We start from the raw sequence: 19530 nt of genomic DNA on the forward strand, positions 1-19530 counted from the left end.
TCTATACTTATAAAAATAGAGGGTGCTTACTAACTGTAAGCACCCTCTATTTTATTCTATAATCTAGGTGTTTAGAATCTATATCCTAAGTTAATCCCTGCATTAAACTCAATAGCAGAGAATCTGTCATTCACTTCACTACTAAAGTTTCTCGCGATATCTGCAAAAGGATGAATCGTGAATGAATCTCCTAAAGCCCACTTATACCCGAAGCCTACTCCAAAGATGAAGCTATTCATATCTACTTTAGTTCTGATAGATGTATCAGCTGCTTCTGACCATAGGTTTTCTTTAAAATCTCCAAAGCGGTATTTCAAGAAAGGAGATACTACATAACCACTGCCATGTGCATCATTCCCTGACCCAAAATAGTAGTTATAGTTAACAACTAAACTGTTGGTATTAAACTTTTGGTTCTTTCCTCCTTTTTCTTTGTGGTAAGAAAAACGGTCGTTGATATTAAAATTAGCTCCTATCGACTGGTTGTGCCCAATAAAGTGCTCATACCCAATCTCTACTGATGCTAGTGCAAGTGTATTAAACACATTCACTTTTACTTCATTAACAGCCTGTGCTCTAGCTCCTACTGTACCTACTAAGAGTAATAGTACTAAATATATTTTCTTCATATAACAAGATTGTGTGTGACAAATATAATAAAAGTGTTTTTTATTTATGGTTCCTTCCCTCCTCATCTGGGTATAGCTCAGCGACTACATCACTCTGCCAATACTCCTTCGTCTCTATATCTAGAATAGAAATACGCCCTAAAAATGCTGCTCCTGTATCTATGTTCCAGACATTAGCAAAGTTCATAGGATACTTAAAACCATAATTAGTAACAGGTGTATGTCCTATAAAGATTTCATGATAATGTAATAATCTCTTCGGATATCTAATGTCTTCCTTACTAATCGTTGTATCCATAGATAATACCATCTCCCATAACGTTCTATCCCAATAAAAGCCTTCTTCAATATACTCGTCCTTCACTCCTCTTAAATTGGTAAAGCCTGCATGAACGAAAAGTCTATTGCTCTCATCGATATAATAGTTCTGTAAGTTTCTAAAGAAATGGAGATGTTTCTCTCTCATTTCTTTTGTGATATTGTCTAAAGAATAAGACTTAACAGAGGCGTCTCCTCCATTGCCTTCCCATAGTTTATTCTCCTTACCTGTTTCTAACCAATTCACTAAAAGCGTCTCATGGTTACCTCTTAAGAAAGTACAATTATGTGTCTCCTTCAAAGCTAATAAATACTCTACTACCTTCTCAGATTCACTCCACCCATCTACATAATCTCCTAAAAAAATTAATTTATCTGAAGGGGTTACTTTTGCGCGTTCCATTACTTGTAATAGCGCCTTATAACCACCGTGTATATCTCCTATAACTAGTGTTCTACTCATCTATTTCTGTTTCGTATTTCAGTTTACGCAAGATACGCATTACTTCTTTAAAGGCTATAAAGAGCTGAGGGTCATTCGAATATTTTAGATAATCTTTAACGGAGATTAGTTCATCTTTAGCATCTTCAAAACCGTTTAGGTAGCACAACATCATATTAAAACATAGTTTACCTAATACACGTTCTTCCTTAGAAGTCAGTTTAAGGTTGTTCTGAAGTTTATAAATAACATTAAGACTAGATCCGTAGATATGTCCAAGGATATTCCTATTATAGGATGGTGCTTTAAATAAGACTGTGTTGGTCATAGAATAAGTCCCGTTCTCTGAGAAAGAGATCATCACTTCTTCGAATGGGTAATAACTCGTCTTATCATTCAACCCTAGATTTAAATACTCAGTTATCACAAACTTATGCCCATTATACGCAATCGTGACAGAATCTAGATCTGAATAAAACAACTTAATCTGCTCATTGACGAACTCTATATCTACTCTAGAATAAAAAGGCATTCCCCTAACCATCTTTTTATTACCTGCCCAACAGATGATAAATTGTTCTCTAAAGACATTATACCTCGGCTTCATATCTCGATGTGTATCTGTCATAAAGGTGATAACACTATCTAAGATACTCGCTAGATCATTCTGAGAGTTCTTCTCTATGCTTTTTACTATTTCCCTATTTGTGCTACGAGGTACTACTGCATCAGGAACAGAGGTACTGCCTATTCTTACAAAATAACTTCCTTCTGCTATCTCACTGATAGATCGCTTAAACGTCGTTAGTCCGATACCTGATCGAATGGACACAAGTCCTACTACCCTATCTTTAGGTAAGTCATTAAAAGCCACATTATCATAGGTAATAAGCGGAGGATTATCTAAATAAGCGTTGACTAAGTTCTGAATCTTACTGTCATCATAGAAGTCTACACCTACTATTTCGTTATCTTCATCTTCTATCCCTACTAATAAATAGGAGCTATTGTCTGGATTTGAATTCGCTAAAGCACAGATATGTTTTAAAAACTTAGCTTTGCCCGATTTACTGTGCAGATTGAGTTGCCTCTTCTTATCATAAAAGCTATTCTCATCATAATGCGCTAGTAAATTTTTAATAAGTAATCGCTTATTAATCACAACATTCTTGTTTTGTTCTTAAAATTATAAAAAGAAACTCACAATTCAGACCTAAATCAGAAACTCCATTGTTATATTTAACCATACATTAACAACTTAATAGAGAATATTTTTTGAATTTGCGGTAAGAATCAGAAAAGTATATTACTTTAGAAAAAAAACTATAGATATGGACACAACAGGATCTAATTATGATATCCGTGAACTAAACGAATTAATAGAAAGAGAGAGTGCATTTATCGATATCCTAACCATGGAGATGAATAAAGTTATTGTTGGTCAGAAACATATGATCGATAGACTTTTAATTGGTTTGTTAGGACAGGGGCATATTCTTCTAGAAGGAGTACCTGGATTAGCAAAGACTTTAGCCATTAATACTTTATCTAAAGCAGTACATGGATCATTTAACCGTATCCAGTTTACGCCTGACTTATTACCAGCAGACGTTATCGGTACAATGATCTATAACGTAAAAGAAAATGACTTTTCAATCAGAAAAGGACCTATATTCGCTAACTTCATTCTAGCGGATGAGATTAACCGTGCTCCTGCTAAGGTACAATCTGCATTACTAGAAGCGATGCAAGAGAAACAAGTTACTATCAGTGACGACACATTCAAACTAGACAAGCCATTCTTAGTTATGGCTACTCAAAACCCAGTGGAGCAAGAAGGTACTTACCCTCTACCAGAGGCACAGATGGACCGTTTTATGCTTAAGACAGTTATTGATTATCCTAAATTAGAGGATGAAAGACTTGTTATCCGTCAAAACTTAGCTGGTGAGAAACCTCAAGTTAATGCTGTAGTAACTCTAGAACAAATACAACGAGCTCAAGAAGCTGTTAAGAAAGTATATATGGATGAAAAAATAGAGAAGTATATCTTAGATATTATCTTCGCTACTCGTTATCCAGAACAATTTAAATTAGAGAAGTTAAAACCTATGATTAGCTTCGGTGCCTCTCCTCGTGGAAGTATCAACTTAGCTCTAGCAGCTAAATGTTATGCGTTTATCAAAAAGAGAGGGTATGTAATTCCAGAAGATGTAAGAGCAGTAGTAATAGATGTATTACGCCATAGAATCGGGGTTACTTATGAAGCAGAGGCTGAGAATATTACTTCTGTAGATATTATTAACCAAATCGTAAATGAAATAGAAGTTCCTTAGTAGAATAAGGATAACTTTTAATATACAAAACCTATTTATAGTTAAGTGTAGATAGGTTTTGATGATTTCGTTAATTTGAAAGCTGTATAGTCATGGAAACCAAAGATATCTTAAAGAAGGTCAAGAAGATCGAAATAAAAACAAAGCGATTAAGTGACCATATTTTTTCGGGAGAGTATCACACTTCTTTTAAAGGGAAAGGTATGACCTTCTCAGAGGTGCGTCAATATCAGTTTGGCGATGATGTAAGGGCTATAGACTGGAATGTCACTGCGCGCTATAATGAGCCTTATATCAAGGTATTCGAAGAAGAGCGTGAGCTAACAATGATGCTCTTAGTGGATGTAAGTGGTTCGGAAGCCTTCGGGTCTACTGATCAGTTTAAAGAGGATATTGTACTCGAAATAGCTGCGACACTTGCCTTCTCTGCTACTCAGAACAATGATAAAATAGGTCTAATACTGTTCTCTGATCAGATAGAGTTATTCATTCCTCCTAAAAAGGGAAAAACACATGTACTGAGAATCATTAGAGAACTTATTGACTTCAAACCTAAAAGTCTAAAGACAGATGTAGGCTTTGCTCTTGAGTATCTTTCGAAGGTAGTCAAGAAGAAAGCTATTGTCTTTGTGCTTTCAGACTTCATTACACACTCTTTTGAACAGACTTTAAAGATATCGGCAAAAAAACACGATATTACAGGCATAAGAATCTATGACAAAAGAGAAAAAGAGCTACCTAATGTAGGTCTTATCAATGTATTCGATGCAGAGACTCATACAGAACAGTTAATCAATACTTCTGATGCTAGTGTAAGAAAAGCCTATGCTTCTCACTTCCACAAGCAAGAAGAAAACTTTACCAAAGTATTTCAAAAATGTGGAGCAGGAACTATCAATATTGAAGTAAATGATAGTTATGTCAAAAAATTACTAGGATACTTTAAATCGAGATAAGGACAATGAAATCTAATTTTCTACATATCGCTATTATTTTTTTAGTTGCTACTTTCTCTACTCTAGCTCAAAATAGAATAGAAACACAAGTAGATACTACTGCTATAAAAATAGGAGACACCTTTCTATACACCATAAAGGCCCATTCTAACACAGGAAGTTTAATTACATTCCCTGCAACAGAACAAATAGGGAACTTTGATGTAGTAGAGTCATTCCCTATTGATACGATTAAGAATGATAATACACAGGAGCTTATTAAGAAATATCACTTGACTCAGTTTGATGCAGGTGATTTTAGTATTCCTGCTGTACCTGTTATTGTAGATGCTAAGCTATTTCATACAGATTCTATACAGATACATGTACAAGATGTAGCAGTAGATACATTAAAACAACCTCTTTATGAGATAAAGTCAATCTCTAAAGAAGGAGCTTCTTTCTCTACAGATTGGTATTATCTATTGTTTATCTTCATCGCTGTACTAGCAGGGATAGGTATATATATCTATATCAGAAGACAACAAGAAAAGAACCTTACAGAGGATGATAAGTACAAAACTCCTTATGAGAAAGCAGTTAAAAAACTTAAGAAACTAGAAGAAAAGAAAAACTGGAATAGAGGTGATGCTAAACCATACTATTCTGACATGAGTATTATCACTAGAGGGTTTATAGAAGATACTTTTGGAATCTCAGCAAAAGAATTGACGACTTTCGAAATTATCACTATTCTTAAGGCTACTTTAAATGATAAGAAGGTAAAGCTAGATCCTGTGGTGATTAAAGAATTAAAACGAGTTCTAGAATCTGCAGACTTAGTTAAGTTCGCTAAGTCTCAACCTACTGAAGGTGAAATAACAGCAGATACTTCTAAGATACAGAATGTTATAGACAGTATCAATACAGCTTATCCTATCTCTGCTGCAACACAAACAGAGTTAATCAGAAGAAGAGAGGAAAATAAAAAGAAAAAGAAAAGAATACGTATATGGATTCCTACAGCCATCACAGCATTCTTAGTTGTTGTGACTGGGATAGTGTATATTATCAATACTTCTGCTAAAGAAGATTATCATTGGTTTACATTCAACAATACAAAGAAACTGATGAATAAAGAATGGATTACTAGTACATATGGTACTGCTCCAGGACTGACTATCTCTACTCCTGAAGTTCTAATCCGTAAGAATGAACCTTTATTGCAAGAAGGAAAACCTGATGGTATATCATCACTTAATCAATTTAAATATGGTGTACTAGAAGACCCTATTCACATTGTATTAAATAATGTAGTTACCACTAAGGAATATAAATATACTGATAAGGAATTGATTACTTATTCTATTTCATTGCTGACACAAAACAATAAAATAGAAAACTTAGAGTATAAAGATGAACGCTTTGAGAATGCAAATGGTATTCTTGGGACACTTGTTTATGGCGAGTTTGCATTCAAGAATCCAACTAATCAAGTAGAAGAGAAAGTAATGTTCGAAGGAGTATTAACAGACAATGGTGCTAACAAAGATCAAGTATGGATATTCTATCTAGCAGAAGATGAGATAGCTCCTAAGCTAGTAGAACGTATGTTTGATTCAATACAGTATAAAAAAGAGGAGAAATAACAATGATACAGAATATAACTTTTGCCAATCCTGAGTTCTTCTGGCTATTTATACTATTACCAATAGTCTTATTTGTATGGTATAAAAACAGAAAGAAACAGCGTGCTACTGTCAAGCTAAGCACTATACAAGGTGTACAAGAGCATACTTCACTATTAGTAAAGTTATTGCCTATTTCTATTATCTTACGAGTACTAGCTCTTAGTGCTATTATAGTAGGTATGGCTAGACCTCAAATCGTGAATGTAGATTCACAGATACATTCTACTCATGGTATTGATATCGTGATGGCTATGGACGTATCAGGAAGTATGTTAGCACGAGATCTAAAACCAAACCGTTTAGAAGCGTTAAAAACTGTAGCAGCAGACTTCGTATCACAGCGTGTGACAGATCGTATAGGATTAGTTATTTATGCAGCTGAAGCATATACTAAGACGCCAGTGACTAGTGATAAATTACTGATACTAAATGACCTTAAGAGTATAAAATATGACAATGTCCTAAGAGATGGTACTGCTATAGGTGTAGGTTTAGCTACATCAGTAAACAGATTAAAAGACAGCCCTGCCAAAAGTAAGATTATCATACTTCTTACAGATGGTGTCAATAATACAGGTACAGTAGACCCTACATTAGCTGCTGAGATCTCTAAAGAGTACAATATTAAAGTATATACTATCGGTATTGGTACTAATGGGTTAGCAGAATCTCCAGTAGGAATAAGAGAGAACGGTGAAATAGTATATGAGAAAGTACCTGTAGAACTAGATGAAGAGCTTATGAAGTCTATCGCTAAAACAACAGGAGGTAAATACTTTAGAGCAACAGATACTAGTAAGCTTAAAGCAATTTATGAAGAAATCAATCAATTAGAGAAAACGAAGATTGACGAACAAAAGTTCGTTAAATCTGATGACAAGTTTCAATTCTTAGTGTTACTTGCTTTTATTCTATTGTGTATTGATTTCACATTACAAAAAACATTATTCAGAGGATTCATATAATAGATTATGTGGGAGTTAGACAATAAACAATATCTTTTTCTATTTTCAATCATAGCAATATTGATCTTAATCTTTATTGGGGACATCTTGTGGAAGAAAAAGAAGCAACAATCATTTGCTACAGCTAAAGCAATTAAAACTTTGGCACCTAATCAATCTAAGAATAAACCAATCATTAAAGCTTCTATTTATCTAGTAGCTCTAATATCTATTGTAATCGCTTTAATCAATCCTAAGATAGGAACAAAGGTAGTTACTGTCAAAAGACAAGGTGTTGATATCGTATTCACATTAGACGTATCTAAGAGTATGTTAGCTCAAGATATGGCTCCTGATAGATTGGCAAAGATGAAACAACTAGTCTCTCAGATTATCAATAATCTAGGACCAGATAGAATAGGTATAGTAGGATATGCAGGTACGGCATTCCCGATGTTACCTATCACTACAGATCATTATGTTGCTAAGATGTATCTTCAGACGATGAACACGGATATGGTCTCTTCACAAGGTACAGCATTTGAGGACGCTATCTATGTAGCTTCTAATTTCTATGACAATCCCAATACAAGCAAAGTCATGATCCTTATCTCTGATGGAGAAGACCACGGAGAAGAAATGGAGAATGCTATCAAAATAGCAAAAGAAAAGAAAGTAAAGATTATCACCATTGGTGTAGGAACAGAGGCAGGAGGACCTATCCCTATTAAGACACCTAAAGGCGTGGAATATAAAAGAGATTGGAACAATGAGATCGTTACTACAAAGCTCAATCCATCTACGCTTAAATATATAGCTGATGCTACTGGAGGAAAGTATTATTACGGCTCGAATACACAAGAGATTGTAGACCTTATTAAAAACGACCTTAGCAAAATAGAAAAAACAGATTTTGAAGATCAACAAATCGCAGAGTACCAATCTCAATATCAATGGTTCTTAGGATTTGCTTTCTTACTGATCTTTATCGATTTATTCATCCTAGAAAGAAAAACTATCTGGATGAAGAAACTTAATTTGTTCAATGAAAAAGAATAGCATGCGATTAATTATGAAAAACTCATTCTACATCACGATATTTTTATTGTTTACTGCTTACTCATTTGCACAGTCTGCTGGGAGAGCGCTGAGCACAGGTAATGAAGTATTCGAGAACAAACATTATACTCATGCAGAATCTTCTTATAGAATAGCTAATTCTAAAGACAGTAAGTCTGTAGCTGATTATAACTTAGGAAACTCTTTATACAAACAACAATTAACCAAAGAAGCAGAAGCTGCCTACCTTAGAGCCATACAAAAAGCAACAACCAAAGAAGCTAAGCACCAAGCCTACCATAACTTGGGGAATGCTTATATGAAATCTAAGAATTATCAAGCAGCAGAACAGGCTTACAAAAAGGCTTTATTAAACAATCCTAAAGATGATGAGACTCGTTATAACTACGCTGTAGCGAAGAAAATGAACAAAGAGAATCCTCAAGACAATCAAGACAACAAGGATAATCAAGATCAAAACAAAGACCAAAATAAGGATAATCAGGATCAGAATAAAGACCAAAACAAGGACAACAAAGATCAAGACCAAAATAAAGATAAAGGAGACCAAGACAAGAAAGATCAAGATCAAAATGATAAAGGAGATCAGGATGACAAGAACAAAGATGGTCAGAATGATAAAGATAAAGACGATAAAGGAGACCAAGACAAGAAAGATCAACCTAAACAGAATAACCCTAAAACGCCTAATCAAGATCAGATGGATCGAATATTAGATGCGATGAATAAAAATGAAAAAGATGTACAGCAGAGACTAATTAATAGAGGTCCTAAAGGTGGTAAACCAGAGAAAGGACAACCTGCTGGACAAAATGAACAAAGAAAAAAAGACTGGTAGAATACAATGAAAACACTGCGTTACTACATATTATTATTCGCTCTGATTTGCACTCAAGCAATCTTAGCTCAAATCAGCTTTGAAGCAACAGTAAGTAGAGATAACATACCGCTTAATGACAATGTTCGCGTTGACTTTGCTATGAACCAAGATGGAGATAACTTCTCTCCACCTCGTTTTGACAATTTCACTGTAGTTGGAGGGCCTAACCAATCTGTTAGCTACGCTTGGACAAATGGTAAAAAGTCTTTTAATAAAACCTATTCGTACTTCTTACAACCGAAGAAGAAAGGAACTTTATCTATAGGTTCCGCATCTATAGAAATAGAAGGACAGGTCTATAAAACCAAGCCGATTACTATTACGGTATCTGATGCTGTAGCAAAGCAAGACCCTAGACAGCAATATAATCAGGTACAGCAGAAAGCTCTAGATGAAATACATCTAGTCGCTGAAGTAACGAATCAGAATCCTTATATCAACGAACCTGTAACGATAACGTATAAACTGTACTTTAATACCAATATCGCAGGATATACAGGAAGAAAAATACCTACTTATGAGAAGTTCTGGGTACACAATGTAGATATCCCTAGACGACCTGAAGTGAAGCTAGGTAAGTATAAAGGGACAGATTATAACTATATTGTATTAAAGCAAGATGTATTAATGGCCCAAGAAGCAGGCAATCTTAGTATAGATCCTCTTGAGTTAATGATACAGGCAGAAGTTCCTACAGGTAGACGTGACTTCTTTGGATATCCTGAGTTTGGGTATATGGAGAAAGAATACAGTACTGGTAGAGTAACTATTAAGGCGAAAGACCTTCCTGAAGCAGGTAAACCTGACAACTTCTCTGGAGGTGTTGGGACATTTACATTTAAAGTAACTCCTACTAAGACAAGCCTTAAATCAGGTGAACAACTAAACCTAAAAGTTGAAGTTGCAGGTAAGGGTAACTTGAATTTATTGACTATACCTACCCCTACTGCACACTCAGCTCTAGAGATGTATGACCCTACTAGTTCAGATAAGATTACTTCTGGAGTACACGGTATGCAAGGTAGCAGAGTGAACGATTACATCATTATCCCTCAGTATAAAGGGGATTATATGATTGATCCTATGGAGTTCTCGTATTTTGACTTAAGCACTAAGAAGTATAAGACTATTCATATTGACAGTTTAGCGATTAATGTACTAGAGGGACCTACCCTGCCAACTAATACAGAAGCAAAAGACACAGACGTAGTAGATAAGAGCGAATTGTTCCAACCGAATAAAGCTACACCTACAGTAGTAGAAGCTTCTACTAGCACATATTGGGACACTACGTTATTCTACGTCCTTACAGTACTGCCATTCGCAGCTATACCGCTATTCTTACTTGTCGTGATACAGCGTCGTAAATATGCATCAGACACAGATGGTATCCGATTGAGAAACAACAATAGACTAGCTAGAAAATACTTAGGAGAAGCAAAGAAAAATATCAATAACAAAGAATTGTTCTATGAAGCACTAGAGCGCTGTCTACACAACTTCCTTAAAGCGAAGCTAGACATGGTGACTAGTGAGATGAGCAATGAAAACATTACAGAGATTCTAACAGATAGAAATATTACTGAAGACGCTATTAAGAACTTTATGGATATTAAGAACGCTTGTGAATGGGCTCGTTACGCTCCGACTGATCAGGTTAATATCAATAAGGATTATGACAATGCGATTACAGTAATCTCTGAACTAGAAAAACAATTCAAATAGACCAACATGAAACACATCATCACTCTTTTTATATTTGTTTTGAGCTTTCATACATGGGCACAAACGGATTCTTGGAAACAACAATTTGACAAGGGGAATGCCTTGTATCAAAAAGAAAAATATAGTGAAGCAATCACGGCCTTTAAAGCCATAGAGAAACAAGAAGCTTCTTCACCAGAAGTATTCTTTAATCTAGCGAATGCTTATTATAAAACACGTGATTATGTCAATGCTGTTTATTACTATGAGAAGGCCTTAAAGCTTAATCCTAGTGACACCGCTATAGAGACGAATCTAAACTATGCACGCAAAGAGCTTATAGACGATATTACGATAGTGAAGCAATATGATAACGAAGACATACTACATCAGACATTAGGGAAGCTATCCGTTGACCAATGGGCTACATTAGCCACAGTAATGGCCTTTGTAGTACTATTATGTTTTGTGGTATACTATCTGAATCACAGCAGTACTATTAAGCGTATTAGCTTTGTATTGATGCTTGTTTCTATCCTAGTGATAGGAGGTAGCGTATACGCTGCTACTTTTGAGCAGAAGTATGCTTCTAAGACTACAGCTGCTATCCTATTTACAGAAAAAGTAAACCTTAAAGAAGAAGCGAAGAACACCTCTCGTACACTAAAAGAACTACACGAGGGTACTAAAGTGTATATCTTAGAGAAAAAAGCATTGTGGATCAGAGTGAAACTAGATGATCAACAAGAAGGATGGATAGAAGAGAATACGATTAAGTATATCTAGATCGTTTCCGGTTCTTTTATATCTTGTATCATATCAATACTCTTAGAGAACAGAGATTTAACTAAGTCATATAAGCTAGGCAATAATGACTCAGACAGAGATACATATATTTTATAACTAGTTGAGTTCATTAATGTCTCATGACTGACGAACTTAAATATTGTGTTCACCTCATCGAATATAGAGAGAAAGATACTTCCTACTAGTATCACGATCAAGATCTGAAATACAGCCCCAAAAAGTCTGTTGAACAGTCCTAAGAATACTGCTTGTACAAACTTAGTTGCTAACTGAGCGATGAAGCGTGCAGCTAATACTGCCAACACAAAAGCCAATATAAAAGCAAGTAAAGGAATAGAAGGTGACTCCCATCCTAGAGAATTCATCAGAAATTCTTTGATAATATTTGAGAATTTCAATGCTCCTATTATTCCGATAAATAGAGATAGAAAAGAAACTACTGAAATAAAAAAACCATCTCTAGCTCCTTTTATAATAGCAAAAATAACGGCGATAAGGCATATAATATCTAAAAACATAAATACTCAAATATATTCTGTGCGAAGATATTACAATTCTATTAATTACAATAGAGCAGAACTGTAGTATATTTGTCACCATTACAACTAACAATATGGCAAGAGATGAACAATTAAAAGCTAGATGGGACGCTGTCGTTCAGAAAGTATCTGACCGATTCGGAGACGGAGAGACACTAGACTTAGAAGCTATCATATATTTAATCGGAGTACAAGAACTAGGTAAAATCAAAAAGAGATATAAAAAAGATGACAAAGTGAACTTAATGCATATCGCTATCTGTCGTCTATTAGAACCTTATGGTTATTACGAGTTTGATCACTTTGACCAAGACGGATGGCCACACTATAATGTAAAAGAAAACCTACCTAGCCTTAAAGCAGGTGAACAATCGGTTTTAATGAAAGAAGCGATAGTCAATTACTTCTTAGAAAGTAAGTTTATTGACTAACATAAGAAACAATTATAAAAATTATAGCTGTTTATAATTTTATGTCTAATTGAAAAGCAGTAAATTTGCTTTTTACTTTACTTAAGATGATAGATAAAATAAAAGAATACATCGGTGAAGCGGAACACTTTAACACCGATAACAAAGAGACGCTTGAAACATTTAGAATTAAATTCTTATCTAAAAAAGGAATTTTAAACGACTTATTTGCACACTTTAAAACGGTGCCTAATGAGCAGAAAAAAGAGTTTGGTCAAGCTATCAATCTATTAAAAAGCACTGTCGAGAATAAAGTAAAATCTATTCAAGATGAACTAGAATCTAAAGATGTGCAAGGTCTTTATGGAGACTTAACACGTCCAGGTTACCCTCTAGAGATCGGGTCTAGACACCCTATTTCATTAGTGAAGAACCAAATCGTTGATATCTTTAATAACATTGGTTTTAATATCTCTGAAGGTCCTGAGATTGAAGATGATTGGCATAACTTCTCTGCGTTGAACTTCCCAGAGTATCACCCAGCTCGTGATATGCAAGATACATTCTTCGTTCAGACAAATCCAGAACAACTATTACGTACACATACTTCATCTGTACAGACTCGTTATATGGAGAAGAATACACCACCACTGAGAACTATATCTCCAGGGCGTGTATTTAGAAACGAAGCTATATCATCTCGTTCACACTGTATATTCCACCAAGTTGAAGGTCTTTACATTGATAAAGATGTTTCTTTTGCTGACTTAAAACAGACTTTGTTATACTTCACTAAAGAGATGTTTGGTAAATCTAAGATTAGATTACGTCCATCATACTTCCCATTTACTGAGCCTAGTGCTGAGGTAGATATCTATTGGGGATTAAAGACTGAGACAGACTACCGTATTACTAAAGGTACAGGGTGGTTAGAGATCATGGGATGTGGTATGGTTGACCCTAACGTTCTTAAGAACTGTAATATCGACCCTACTGAGTACAGTGGTTTCGCCTTTGGTATGGGGATAGAGCGTATTGCTATGCTATTATACCAAATCGGAGATATCCGTATGTTCTTTGAGAACGATGTACGTTTCTTAGAACAATTTAAATCGAACTTCTAATAAGAAAACGATATATATTAAAAACACCTCATCTGATCTAGATGAGGTGTTTTTTTATATCCCTTTACATATAGCCCCTTATAATCACTACATGGATTATAAGGGCTATTTATATCTAACAATACTGAATGATTAACTAGAAGCTCTTCTTCACTCCTATCATAATACCGTCTTTAGCAAACGTCCCTCCTTGATAAGAGCGTACATAGTCTATACGGAAGAAATTAATCTTACCAAATCCGAAATTAGACAGACCTGCTGTAAACTCGTGATATGGCTTTATATCGCTTACCATCGCATTGTGGTAGCCCAATACTACATTCCATCCAGTCTCTCTTAATAATGGAACCTTATTAATCAAGAATCCCTTAAAATCATACTCAAAATGACTCTCTACATAAGACTTATTCGTACTCAGAGCATAATATGGCAATAAGTTAAACGAGGTCAATCTATCATTCGTTATATTCAGATGAGTCTCGTTACCTGTGAAGTGTTTTCTATCCACATAAGAGATACCATCAGCTCCAAAATATTTACCCATCAATACATTATACTCGAATCTCCCTTTATTGCTCACCGTTAGTCCTTGACTAAACCTAGCTTCTAGTTTATCATACTCTAATCCTTTCTCACTACCACTGAATCCCTTTTCATAGTTCATCTCTATCAGAGGATAACTAGGATTGCGCATATAGATACGCTTGTCAGGATAGCTTACATAGTTCATGCCTAAGGATAGCGTAGTACCTACTCTAAACTTGTATAGATGATGATTCGTGATCGGGCTACTGTTCATATCTAGAGGAGCTAACGGATCATTAGAGGTATAAGCTCTACTACCCTTATAAAATGAGCCATTCGCATTATTATACAGCGGACTTCTATCCTCATACCCTATGGCACTGTGTACTTTTAGAGCTTCATTGAAGAACTGACCGTAATACCCCACATACACATCATTGTGATTATAGTACTTCGCATAGTTCTTTCTCATTAATAGGGAGAATGCAGTATTCAGTAGCTCAGGTATATTCTCCTTATTATACTGTTCTATCTTACTTCCTCCTTCTATATATACCGCTGACTTAGATGCTCCCTTAAACTGACGCAATAGCTTTCCATACACTCTCAACCTATCAGAGGCAAACCCGTAGTCAAAACTAGCTTTACCATACGTATACCCTATCTTATCCTTATCGTAAATAGAACCATACATATCCGTCTTCATATTGAACCCCTGCACAGTATTAAATCCAGGTTTATCCATCCCTATTAATCCTGTGTAGCCGATACTATACTTATTATCTTCTCCTCTATAGTTATATCCCCCAAACACATCACCTACTTTAAATCTATTGTGCTTTTTGCGGATACTATCTTTATACACAGGAGACTCTTTCACTAATCTTATACTATCCTTCACGCGATAATCATTCAACTCCTCTTCTGACAAAGCAAATAATCTATTCTCTTTCCAGAAATCATCCCCTTTCTTATTCACATCCTTCGCAAAGGATAAAATCTCTTTATCAAAGCTCGCTCTAGTGAAATTAGGTGTGAAGTTATAGTTGTTAAACACACTTAAGAAAACCGCTTGTATCCTTACTCCTAATGCTCCAAAGACTAAGTCAAGGTTCTGCGAGCGCTTCACCCAGCTCTTATTCTCCTCATTATAACTAAAGTTCTGACTCACATTGATCTCTTCTATTAGTGGCTGCTGTACACTTACTCCTGTTACTTTTAAGTCTATACCATAGATAGCCCCTATCCCATCTACTAAGTAGAGATCACCTGAGAACACAGGCTGAACTGATGACTTAGGCGTTACCTTGATTTTATTAATCAATACCCCTTGATCTCTGAAGGTAGCCGCTAGCGTGTACTTATAGTATGAGAACGCTACATCTGCTATCGGAGAAATTAGTTTAGTATCCATATCTCCGATCACGATATGATTATCATAGAAGTCATAGAAGGACTCATCCGCAGTATTAAAGCTATATCCACTATTACTCCCACTCACCTTAGACGCGATGATATGCTCCTTTAGTTTATGTGGTTTTTGGTACTTTAGGCTAGACACTGTTTCTGACAGATACACTATCCCTCTACCTAGTGAATCCACACCAGATAATCCACTGCCATTCACCTGTACCTTCTTTTGAAAAAACTTAGACATCTTCAGCGTCTTCAGCATCCCTTTAGAGTAAAAATCTGCAGTGAAAGCAGACATTCCCTCTGTATTCTTCTGCTTGTTCTTTATCGCTAGACGGATCAGATCATCTGCAGGATTCTTACCTGCTGTGATCACGATATCTTCTAGTATGAAGTCTTCAGACTCTAGCACTACATTTACCTCTTGGGCAGCACCAGTATAGGTAATATTCTTTCGCAGCGTCTTATAGCCTAAGAATTGATATACGATTGTATACTCCCCCTTCTGAGGTAAGCTCAACTCATATAGTCCTTGTTCATTACTTATTGTATTCTGTTGGCTTTTTTCTAGATACACCGTAGTATAACTAATGGGCTTACCCTCTGTGTCTTTTATACTCCCTTTTAGTTGGCCAAATACAGTCAAGCCAACTAGAAGCATAAAAAGTGTAACAAATTGTTTCATTGGTTAGGTTTTGTTTAATAGTAACTATTAGACATTGTATTTATTACATTGTTACACCTTGACCATGATATTATACTAAATAACAGAACACCTCATACAGTCTTCATACCTCATCACATCGCTAACCTTCATATTCATTGACTTCATACCACTATATCCTCTCACAGAATAAGACAATACCTAAGTAGAGAAAGTTCTAAAGCGTTAATTAACTGTAAAAGAATTAGTCATTATAACATTAAATACACCTTTAACTCATTCTCTTTTGTATTTTTGTCAGTTCAAACTAAACTACCTATGTCAAGATTCAACCTATTAACTGTAAAAGAAGTTCGCAGAGAAACTCCTAATGCAGTATCAATAGCATTTGATATTCCTGCCAACCTAAAAGAGGAATTTGCATTCACAGCAGGTCAATATCTTAATATTAAACACCAACACGAAGGGAAAGAGATCCGTAGAGCTTACTCTATCTGCTCTACTCCTACTAGTGGAGAAGTACGTGTAGCAGTAAAAAAAGTAGAACACGGTGTGTTCTCTACTTTTGCAAACGAAACACTGAAAGCAGGTGACCAACTAGAAGTAGAGAATCCAGAAGGAAGATTCACTTTTGAGCCTAGCGCTTCAGTAGCTAATAACTATGCAGCCTTTGCAGCTGGTAGTGGTATCACTCCTGTGATGTCTATACTAAAAACAGTATTAGAGCAAGAGCCTAACAGCAAGTTCGTACTAGTATACGGTAATAAAAATGCGGAAGAGACTATCTTCCACGACGAATTATACAAACTACAAGAACAATACGCAGAGCGTCTATTCATCCACTTCGTTTACTCTCGTATTAGAGAGAACGATTCTATCTTCGGACGTATAGATAAAGCAGCGATCAACTTCGTAGTAAACAACAAACACAAAGAAAAAGAGTTCGCTCGTTTCTTCTTATGTGGTCCAGAAGACATGATCGATACTGTAAGTGCTACTCTACAAGATAGAGGTGTTGCAAAAGACAAAATCGCTTTTGAGATCTTCACTCCTAACACAGATGGTGTAAACCCTGTACAGGCAGAAGGAGGTACTACTAAGGTGACTGCGCTAGTAGATGATGAAGAAGCTAGCTTCGAGATGCCGAAGAGTGAAGTATTACTAAACGGTGTACTTAAAGCAGGTATAGATGCTCCATACTCATGTCAGGGAGGTATCTGTAGCTCATGTATGTGTAAGATCGTTAAAGGATCTGCTGTGATGAAGAAGAACAGCATCCTTACAGATGATGAGATAGCAGACGGACTTATCCTATCATGTCAAGCTATCGTTACATCAGACGAAATCTATGTAGACTACGACGATATATAATAGATATACGATATAATCTAAGCTCTCCCACAGTGGAGAGCTTTTTTTTGCGATAATACTCCGAGGTGATAGCCTATTGCTCCCTATATGATAGGCTAGTGATAGGCTATTTTTGGTACTTTTAAGCCGACCAAATGCCCATCACTAGCCGACCACATGCCGACCATCCCATAAAAAAAGGTAATAAAAGCACATTTAATATTTTAGAAATAACACGCAGATTGCAAATCCGTACCGAGATATAAAACACATTACAATAACACAATAAAAAAGAGCTGTACGAAGCATTATACTTCATACAGCCCTAAATCAATTATAGTTAACAGTGATAAATTAATAAATAGCAAGAGGCTCTCCCACCGCGTGGAAAAGCCTCTTTCAATCTATCACAACACTAAACTTACTAGTTTCTCATTTACTTGGTCAAAGTTGAATGACGTGTATACACGGTCAAACTCTCCTTCGATTGCTTCATTCATCAGGTTACCTACACTACCTTCGTGTGTATGGTTTACCTCTTTTGACGGTTGATAAGTACCTGCCTCTATCGACAGCCCTATCTCTTTATATGCTTCTCTAAAAGGTATCCCCTTTAGTACATAGTCATTCACTACCTCAACGCTAAACAAATAGTCGTATTTCGGATCGCTTAATATCTCTTTATTCACCTCTATATTGTCCAACATCAATTTCAGAATATCTAAACATTCTTTCAATGAAGTGAAAGCTGGGAACAAGTTCTCTTTTAACAACTGAAGATCTCTGTGGTACCCAGAAGGCAAATTAGTAGTCATTAAGGCTATTTCGTTAGGCAAGGCTTGTATCTTATTACATCTTGAACGAATAAGCTCTAGAACGTCTGGATTCTTCTTATGTGGCATAATGCTCGAACCTGTAGTCAAATGATCTGGGAATTTGATAAAGCCCATGTTCTGACTCATATACAAGCATCCATCCATCGCGAACTTAGCTAAAGTAGCTGCAATAGCACTTAACCCTTGTGCTAAGATACGCTCTGTCTTCCCCCTGCCCATCTGTGCATAGACTACATTATAATTCATAGACTGAAAGCCTAATAAGTCTGTAGTCATCTGTCTGTTTAGTGGAAATGATGAACCATAACCTGCAGCTGAACCCAATGGGTTCTTATTCGTAACCTTCCACGCAGCTAGCATCATCTCTAAATCGTCTACAAGGCTCTCTGCATACGCCCCAAACCACAAGCCAAATGACGAAGGCATTGCGATTTGTAAATGCGTATAGCCAGGCAGTAAAACATCTTTATACTGATTACTCAATTGCTGTAGTGTATCAAATACTTCCTTCGTCTTAGTGACTATCTCCTCTATCTCATGGCGAAAATAAAGTTTAAGATCTACTAATACTTGGTCGTTTCTAGAACGTCCTGAATGTATCTTCTTACCAGCCTCACCTATTCTCCTAGTCAATAATAACTCTACTTGAGAGTGTATGTCTTCTACATCATCTTCTATCTCGAATTGACCAGCTAATATCTCTTGGTATATCTGTTTTAATTCTTTTTGAATAAGGACTAAGTCTTCTGACTCTAATAATCCTATACTTTCTAACATCTGTGTATGTGCTAGTGACCCCATAACGTCAAATGCCGCTAGGTTCATATCTAACACTCTATCTTGTCCTACTGTGAAGGTATCTACATTACTATCTACAGTAGTGTTTTTTTGCCATAATTTCAT

The 19530-nt window shown here is 35.8% G+C and carries 17 protein-coding genes; 11 read left to right on the plus strand and 6 right to left on the minus strand.

Annotated elements, in window-relative coordinates:
* Nucleotides 1-71 precede the first annotated feature (71 nt).
* Genes MPR_RS17770 through MPR_RS17780 form a run of 3 tightly spaced genes read right to left on the minus strand, consistent with a single transcriptional unit; the run spans nucleotide 72 to nucleotide 2551 of the window.
* The gene (locus MPR_RS17770) at nucleotides 72-629 is read right to left on the minus strand and encodes a DUF3575 domain-containing protein (protein ID WP_006258016.1); all 558 of its coding nucleotides are present in this window, start codon (nucleotides 627-629) and stop codon (nucleotides 72-74) included.
* Between the two features lie 40 nt (nucleotides 630-669).
* Nucleotides 670-1410 (minus strand): metallophosphoesterase family protein, encoded by a 741-nt coding sequence (locus MPR_RS17775; protein WP_041894927.1) that lies wholly within the window; start codon nucleotides 1408-1410, stop codon nucleotides 670-672.
* The gene (locus MPR_RS17780; protein WP_041894930.1) at nucleotides 1403-2551 is read right to left on the minus strand and encodes a DUF5929 domain-containing protein; all 1149 of its coding nucleotides are present in this window, start codon (nucleotides 2549-2551) and stop codon (nucleotides 1403-1405) included. Before MPR_RS17780 ends, MPR_RS17775 begins: the two co-directional genes overlap by 8 nt.
* Nucleotides 2552-2720: 169 nt before the next feature.
* On the opposite strand from MPR_RS17780, the gene MPR_RS17785 reads away from it, so the two are divergent.
* The 8 genes from MPR_RS17785 to MPR_RS17820 all read left to right on the plus strand — a co-directional run bounded on the left by MPR_RS17785 (nucleotide 2721) and on the right by MPR_RS17820 (nucleotide 11745).
* Nucleotides 2721-3725 (plus strand): AAA family ATPase, encoded by a 1005-nt coding sequence (locus MPR_RS17785; protein ID WP_041894933.1) that lies wholly within the window; start codon nucleotides 2721-2723, stop codon nucleotides 3723-3725.
* Nucleotides 3726-3817: 92 nt separating this feature from the next.
* Nucleotides 3818-4681, plus strand: a complete 864-nt coding sequence (locus tag MPR_RS17790; RefSeq protein WP_041894936.1) for a DUF58 domain-containing protein — start codon at nucleotides 3818-3820, stop codon at nucleotides 4679-4681.
* Nucleotides 4682-4686: 5 nt separating this feature from the next.
* On the plus strand, nucleotides 4687-6309 hold the full coding sequence (locus MPR_RS17795) for a BatD family protein (RefSeq protein ID WP_041894939.1): 1623 nt from the start codon (nucleotides 4687-4689) through the stop codon (nucleotides 6307-6309).
* Nucleotides 6310-6311: 2 nt separating this feature from the next.
* The gene (locus tag MPR_RS17800) at nucleotides 6312-7316 is read left to right on the plus strand and encodes a vWA domain-containing protein (protein ID WP_006260420.1); all 1005 of its coding nucleotides are present in this window, start codon (nucleotides 6312-6314) and stop codon (nucleotides 7314-7316) included.
* A gap of 6 nt (nucleotides 7317-7322) precedes the next feature.
* Nucleotides 7323-8354, plus strand: a complete 1032-nt coding sequence (locus MPR_RS17805) for a VWA domain-containing protein (RefSeq protein ID WP_025124083.1) — start codon at nucleotides 7323-7325, stop codon at nucleotides 8352-8354.
* A 1-nt stretch (nucleotide 8355) separates the two neighbouring features.
* Nucleotides 8356-9213: a tetratricopeptide repeat protein gene (locus MPR_RS17810; RefSeq protein WP_041895650.1), complete on the plus strand. Its 858-nt coding sequence runs from the start codon at nucleotides 8356-8358 to the stop codon at nucleotides 9211-9213.
* A 6-nt stretch (nucleotides 9214-9219) separates the two neighbouring features.
* Nucleotides 9220-10980, plus strand: a complete 1761-nt coding sequence (locus MPR_RS17815; RefSeq protein ID WP_041894942.1) for a BatD family protein — start codon at nucleotides 9220-9222, stop codon at nucleotides 10978-10980.
* A gap of 6 nt (nucleotides 10981-10986) precedes the next feature.
* The gene (locus MPR_RS17820; RefSeq protein ID WP_041894945.1) at nucleotides 10987-11745 is read left to right on the plus strand and encodes a tetratricopeptide repeat protein; all 759 of its coding nucleotides are present in this window, start codon (nucleotides 10987-10989) and stop codon (nucleotides 11743-11745) included.
* Here the strand turns inward: MPR_RS17820 and MPR_RS17825 are convergent.
* The gene (locus MPR_RS17825; RefSeq protein WP_041894948.1) at nucleotides 11742-12284 is read right to left on the minus strand and encodes a CvpA family protein; all 543 of its coding nucleotides are present in this window, start codon (nucleotides 12282-12284) and stop codon (nucleotides 11742-11744) included. The two genes, MPR_RS17820 and MPR_RS17825, sit on opposite strands and share 4 nt — an antisense overlap.
* Before the next feature lie 95 nt (nucleotides 12285-12379).
* Between MPR_RS17825 and MPR_RS17830 the strand changes: the two genes are divergently transcribed.
* The gene (locus MPR_RS17830) at nucleotides 12380-12736 is read left to right on the plus strand and encodes a hypothetical protein (RefSeq protein WP_006258004.1); all 357 of its coding nucleotides are present in this window, start codon (nucleotides 12380-12382) and stop codon (nucleotides 12734-12736) included.
* Between the two features lie 86 nt (nucleotides 12737-12822).
* Nucleotides 12823-13839, plus strand: coding sequence for a phenylalanine--tRNA ligase subunit alpha (pheS, locus tag MPR_RS17835; protein ID WP_036471075.1), 1017 nt, complete (start codon nucleotides 12823-12825; stop codon nucleotides 13837-13839).
* A gap of 136 nt (nucleotides 13840-13975) precedes the next feature.
* On the opposite strand, the gene MPR_RS17840 is transcribed toward pheS, so the two are convergent.
* Nucleotides 13976-16462, minus strand: coding sequence for a DUF5686 and carboxypeptidase regulatory-like domain-containing protein (locus MPR_RS17840; RefSeq protein ID WP_041894951.1), 2487 nt, complete (start codon nucleotides 16460-16462; stop codon nucleotides 13976-13978).
* A gap of 297 nt (nucleotides 16463-16759) precedes the next feature.
* On the opposite strand from MPR_RS17840, the gene MPR_RS17845 reads away from it, so the two are divergent.
* Entirely contained in the window at nucleotides 16760-17812 is a 1053-nt protein-coding gene (locus tag MPR_RS17845; RefSeq protein WP_041894953.1) for a ferredoxin--NADP reductase, read from the plus strand.
* 386 nt (nucleotides 17813-18198) lie between these two features.
* Here the strand turns inward: MPR_RS17845 and argH are convergent, their stop codons facing one another.
* Complete coding sequence (argH, locus tag MPR_RS17850; protein ID WP_041894956.1) at nucleotides 18199-19530, minus strand: argininosuccinate lyase; 1332 nt, start codon at nucleotides 19528-19530, stop codon at nucleotides 18199-18201.

The organism is Myroides profundi, assembly GCF_000833025.1.
GTDB lineage: Bacteria > Bacteroidota > Bacteroidia > Flavobacteriales > Flavobacteriaceae > Flavobacterium > Flavobacterium profundi_A.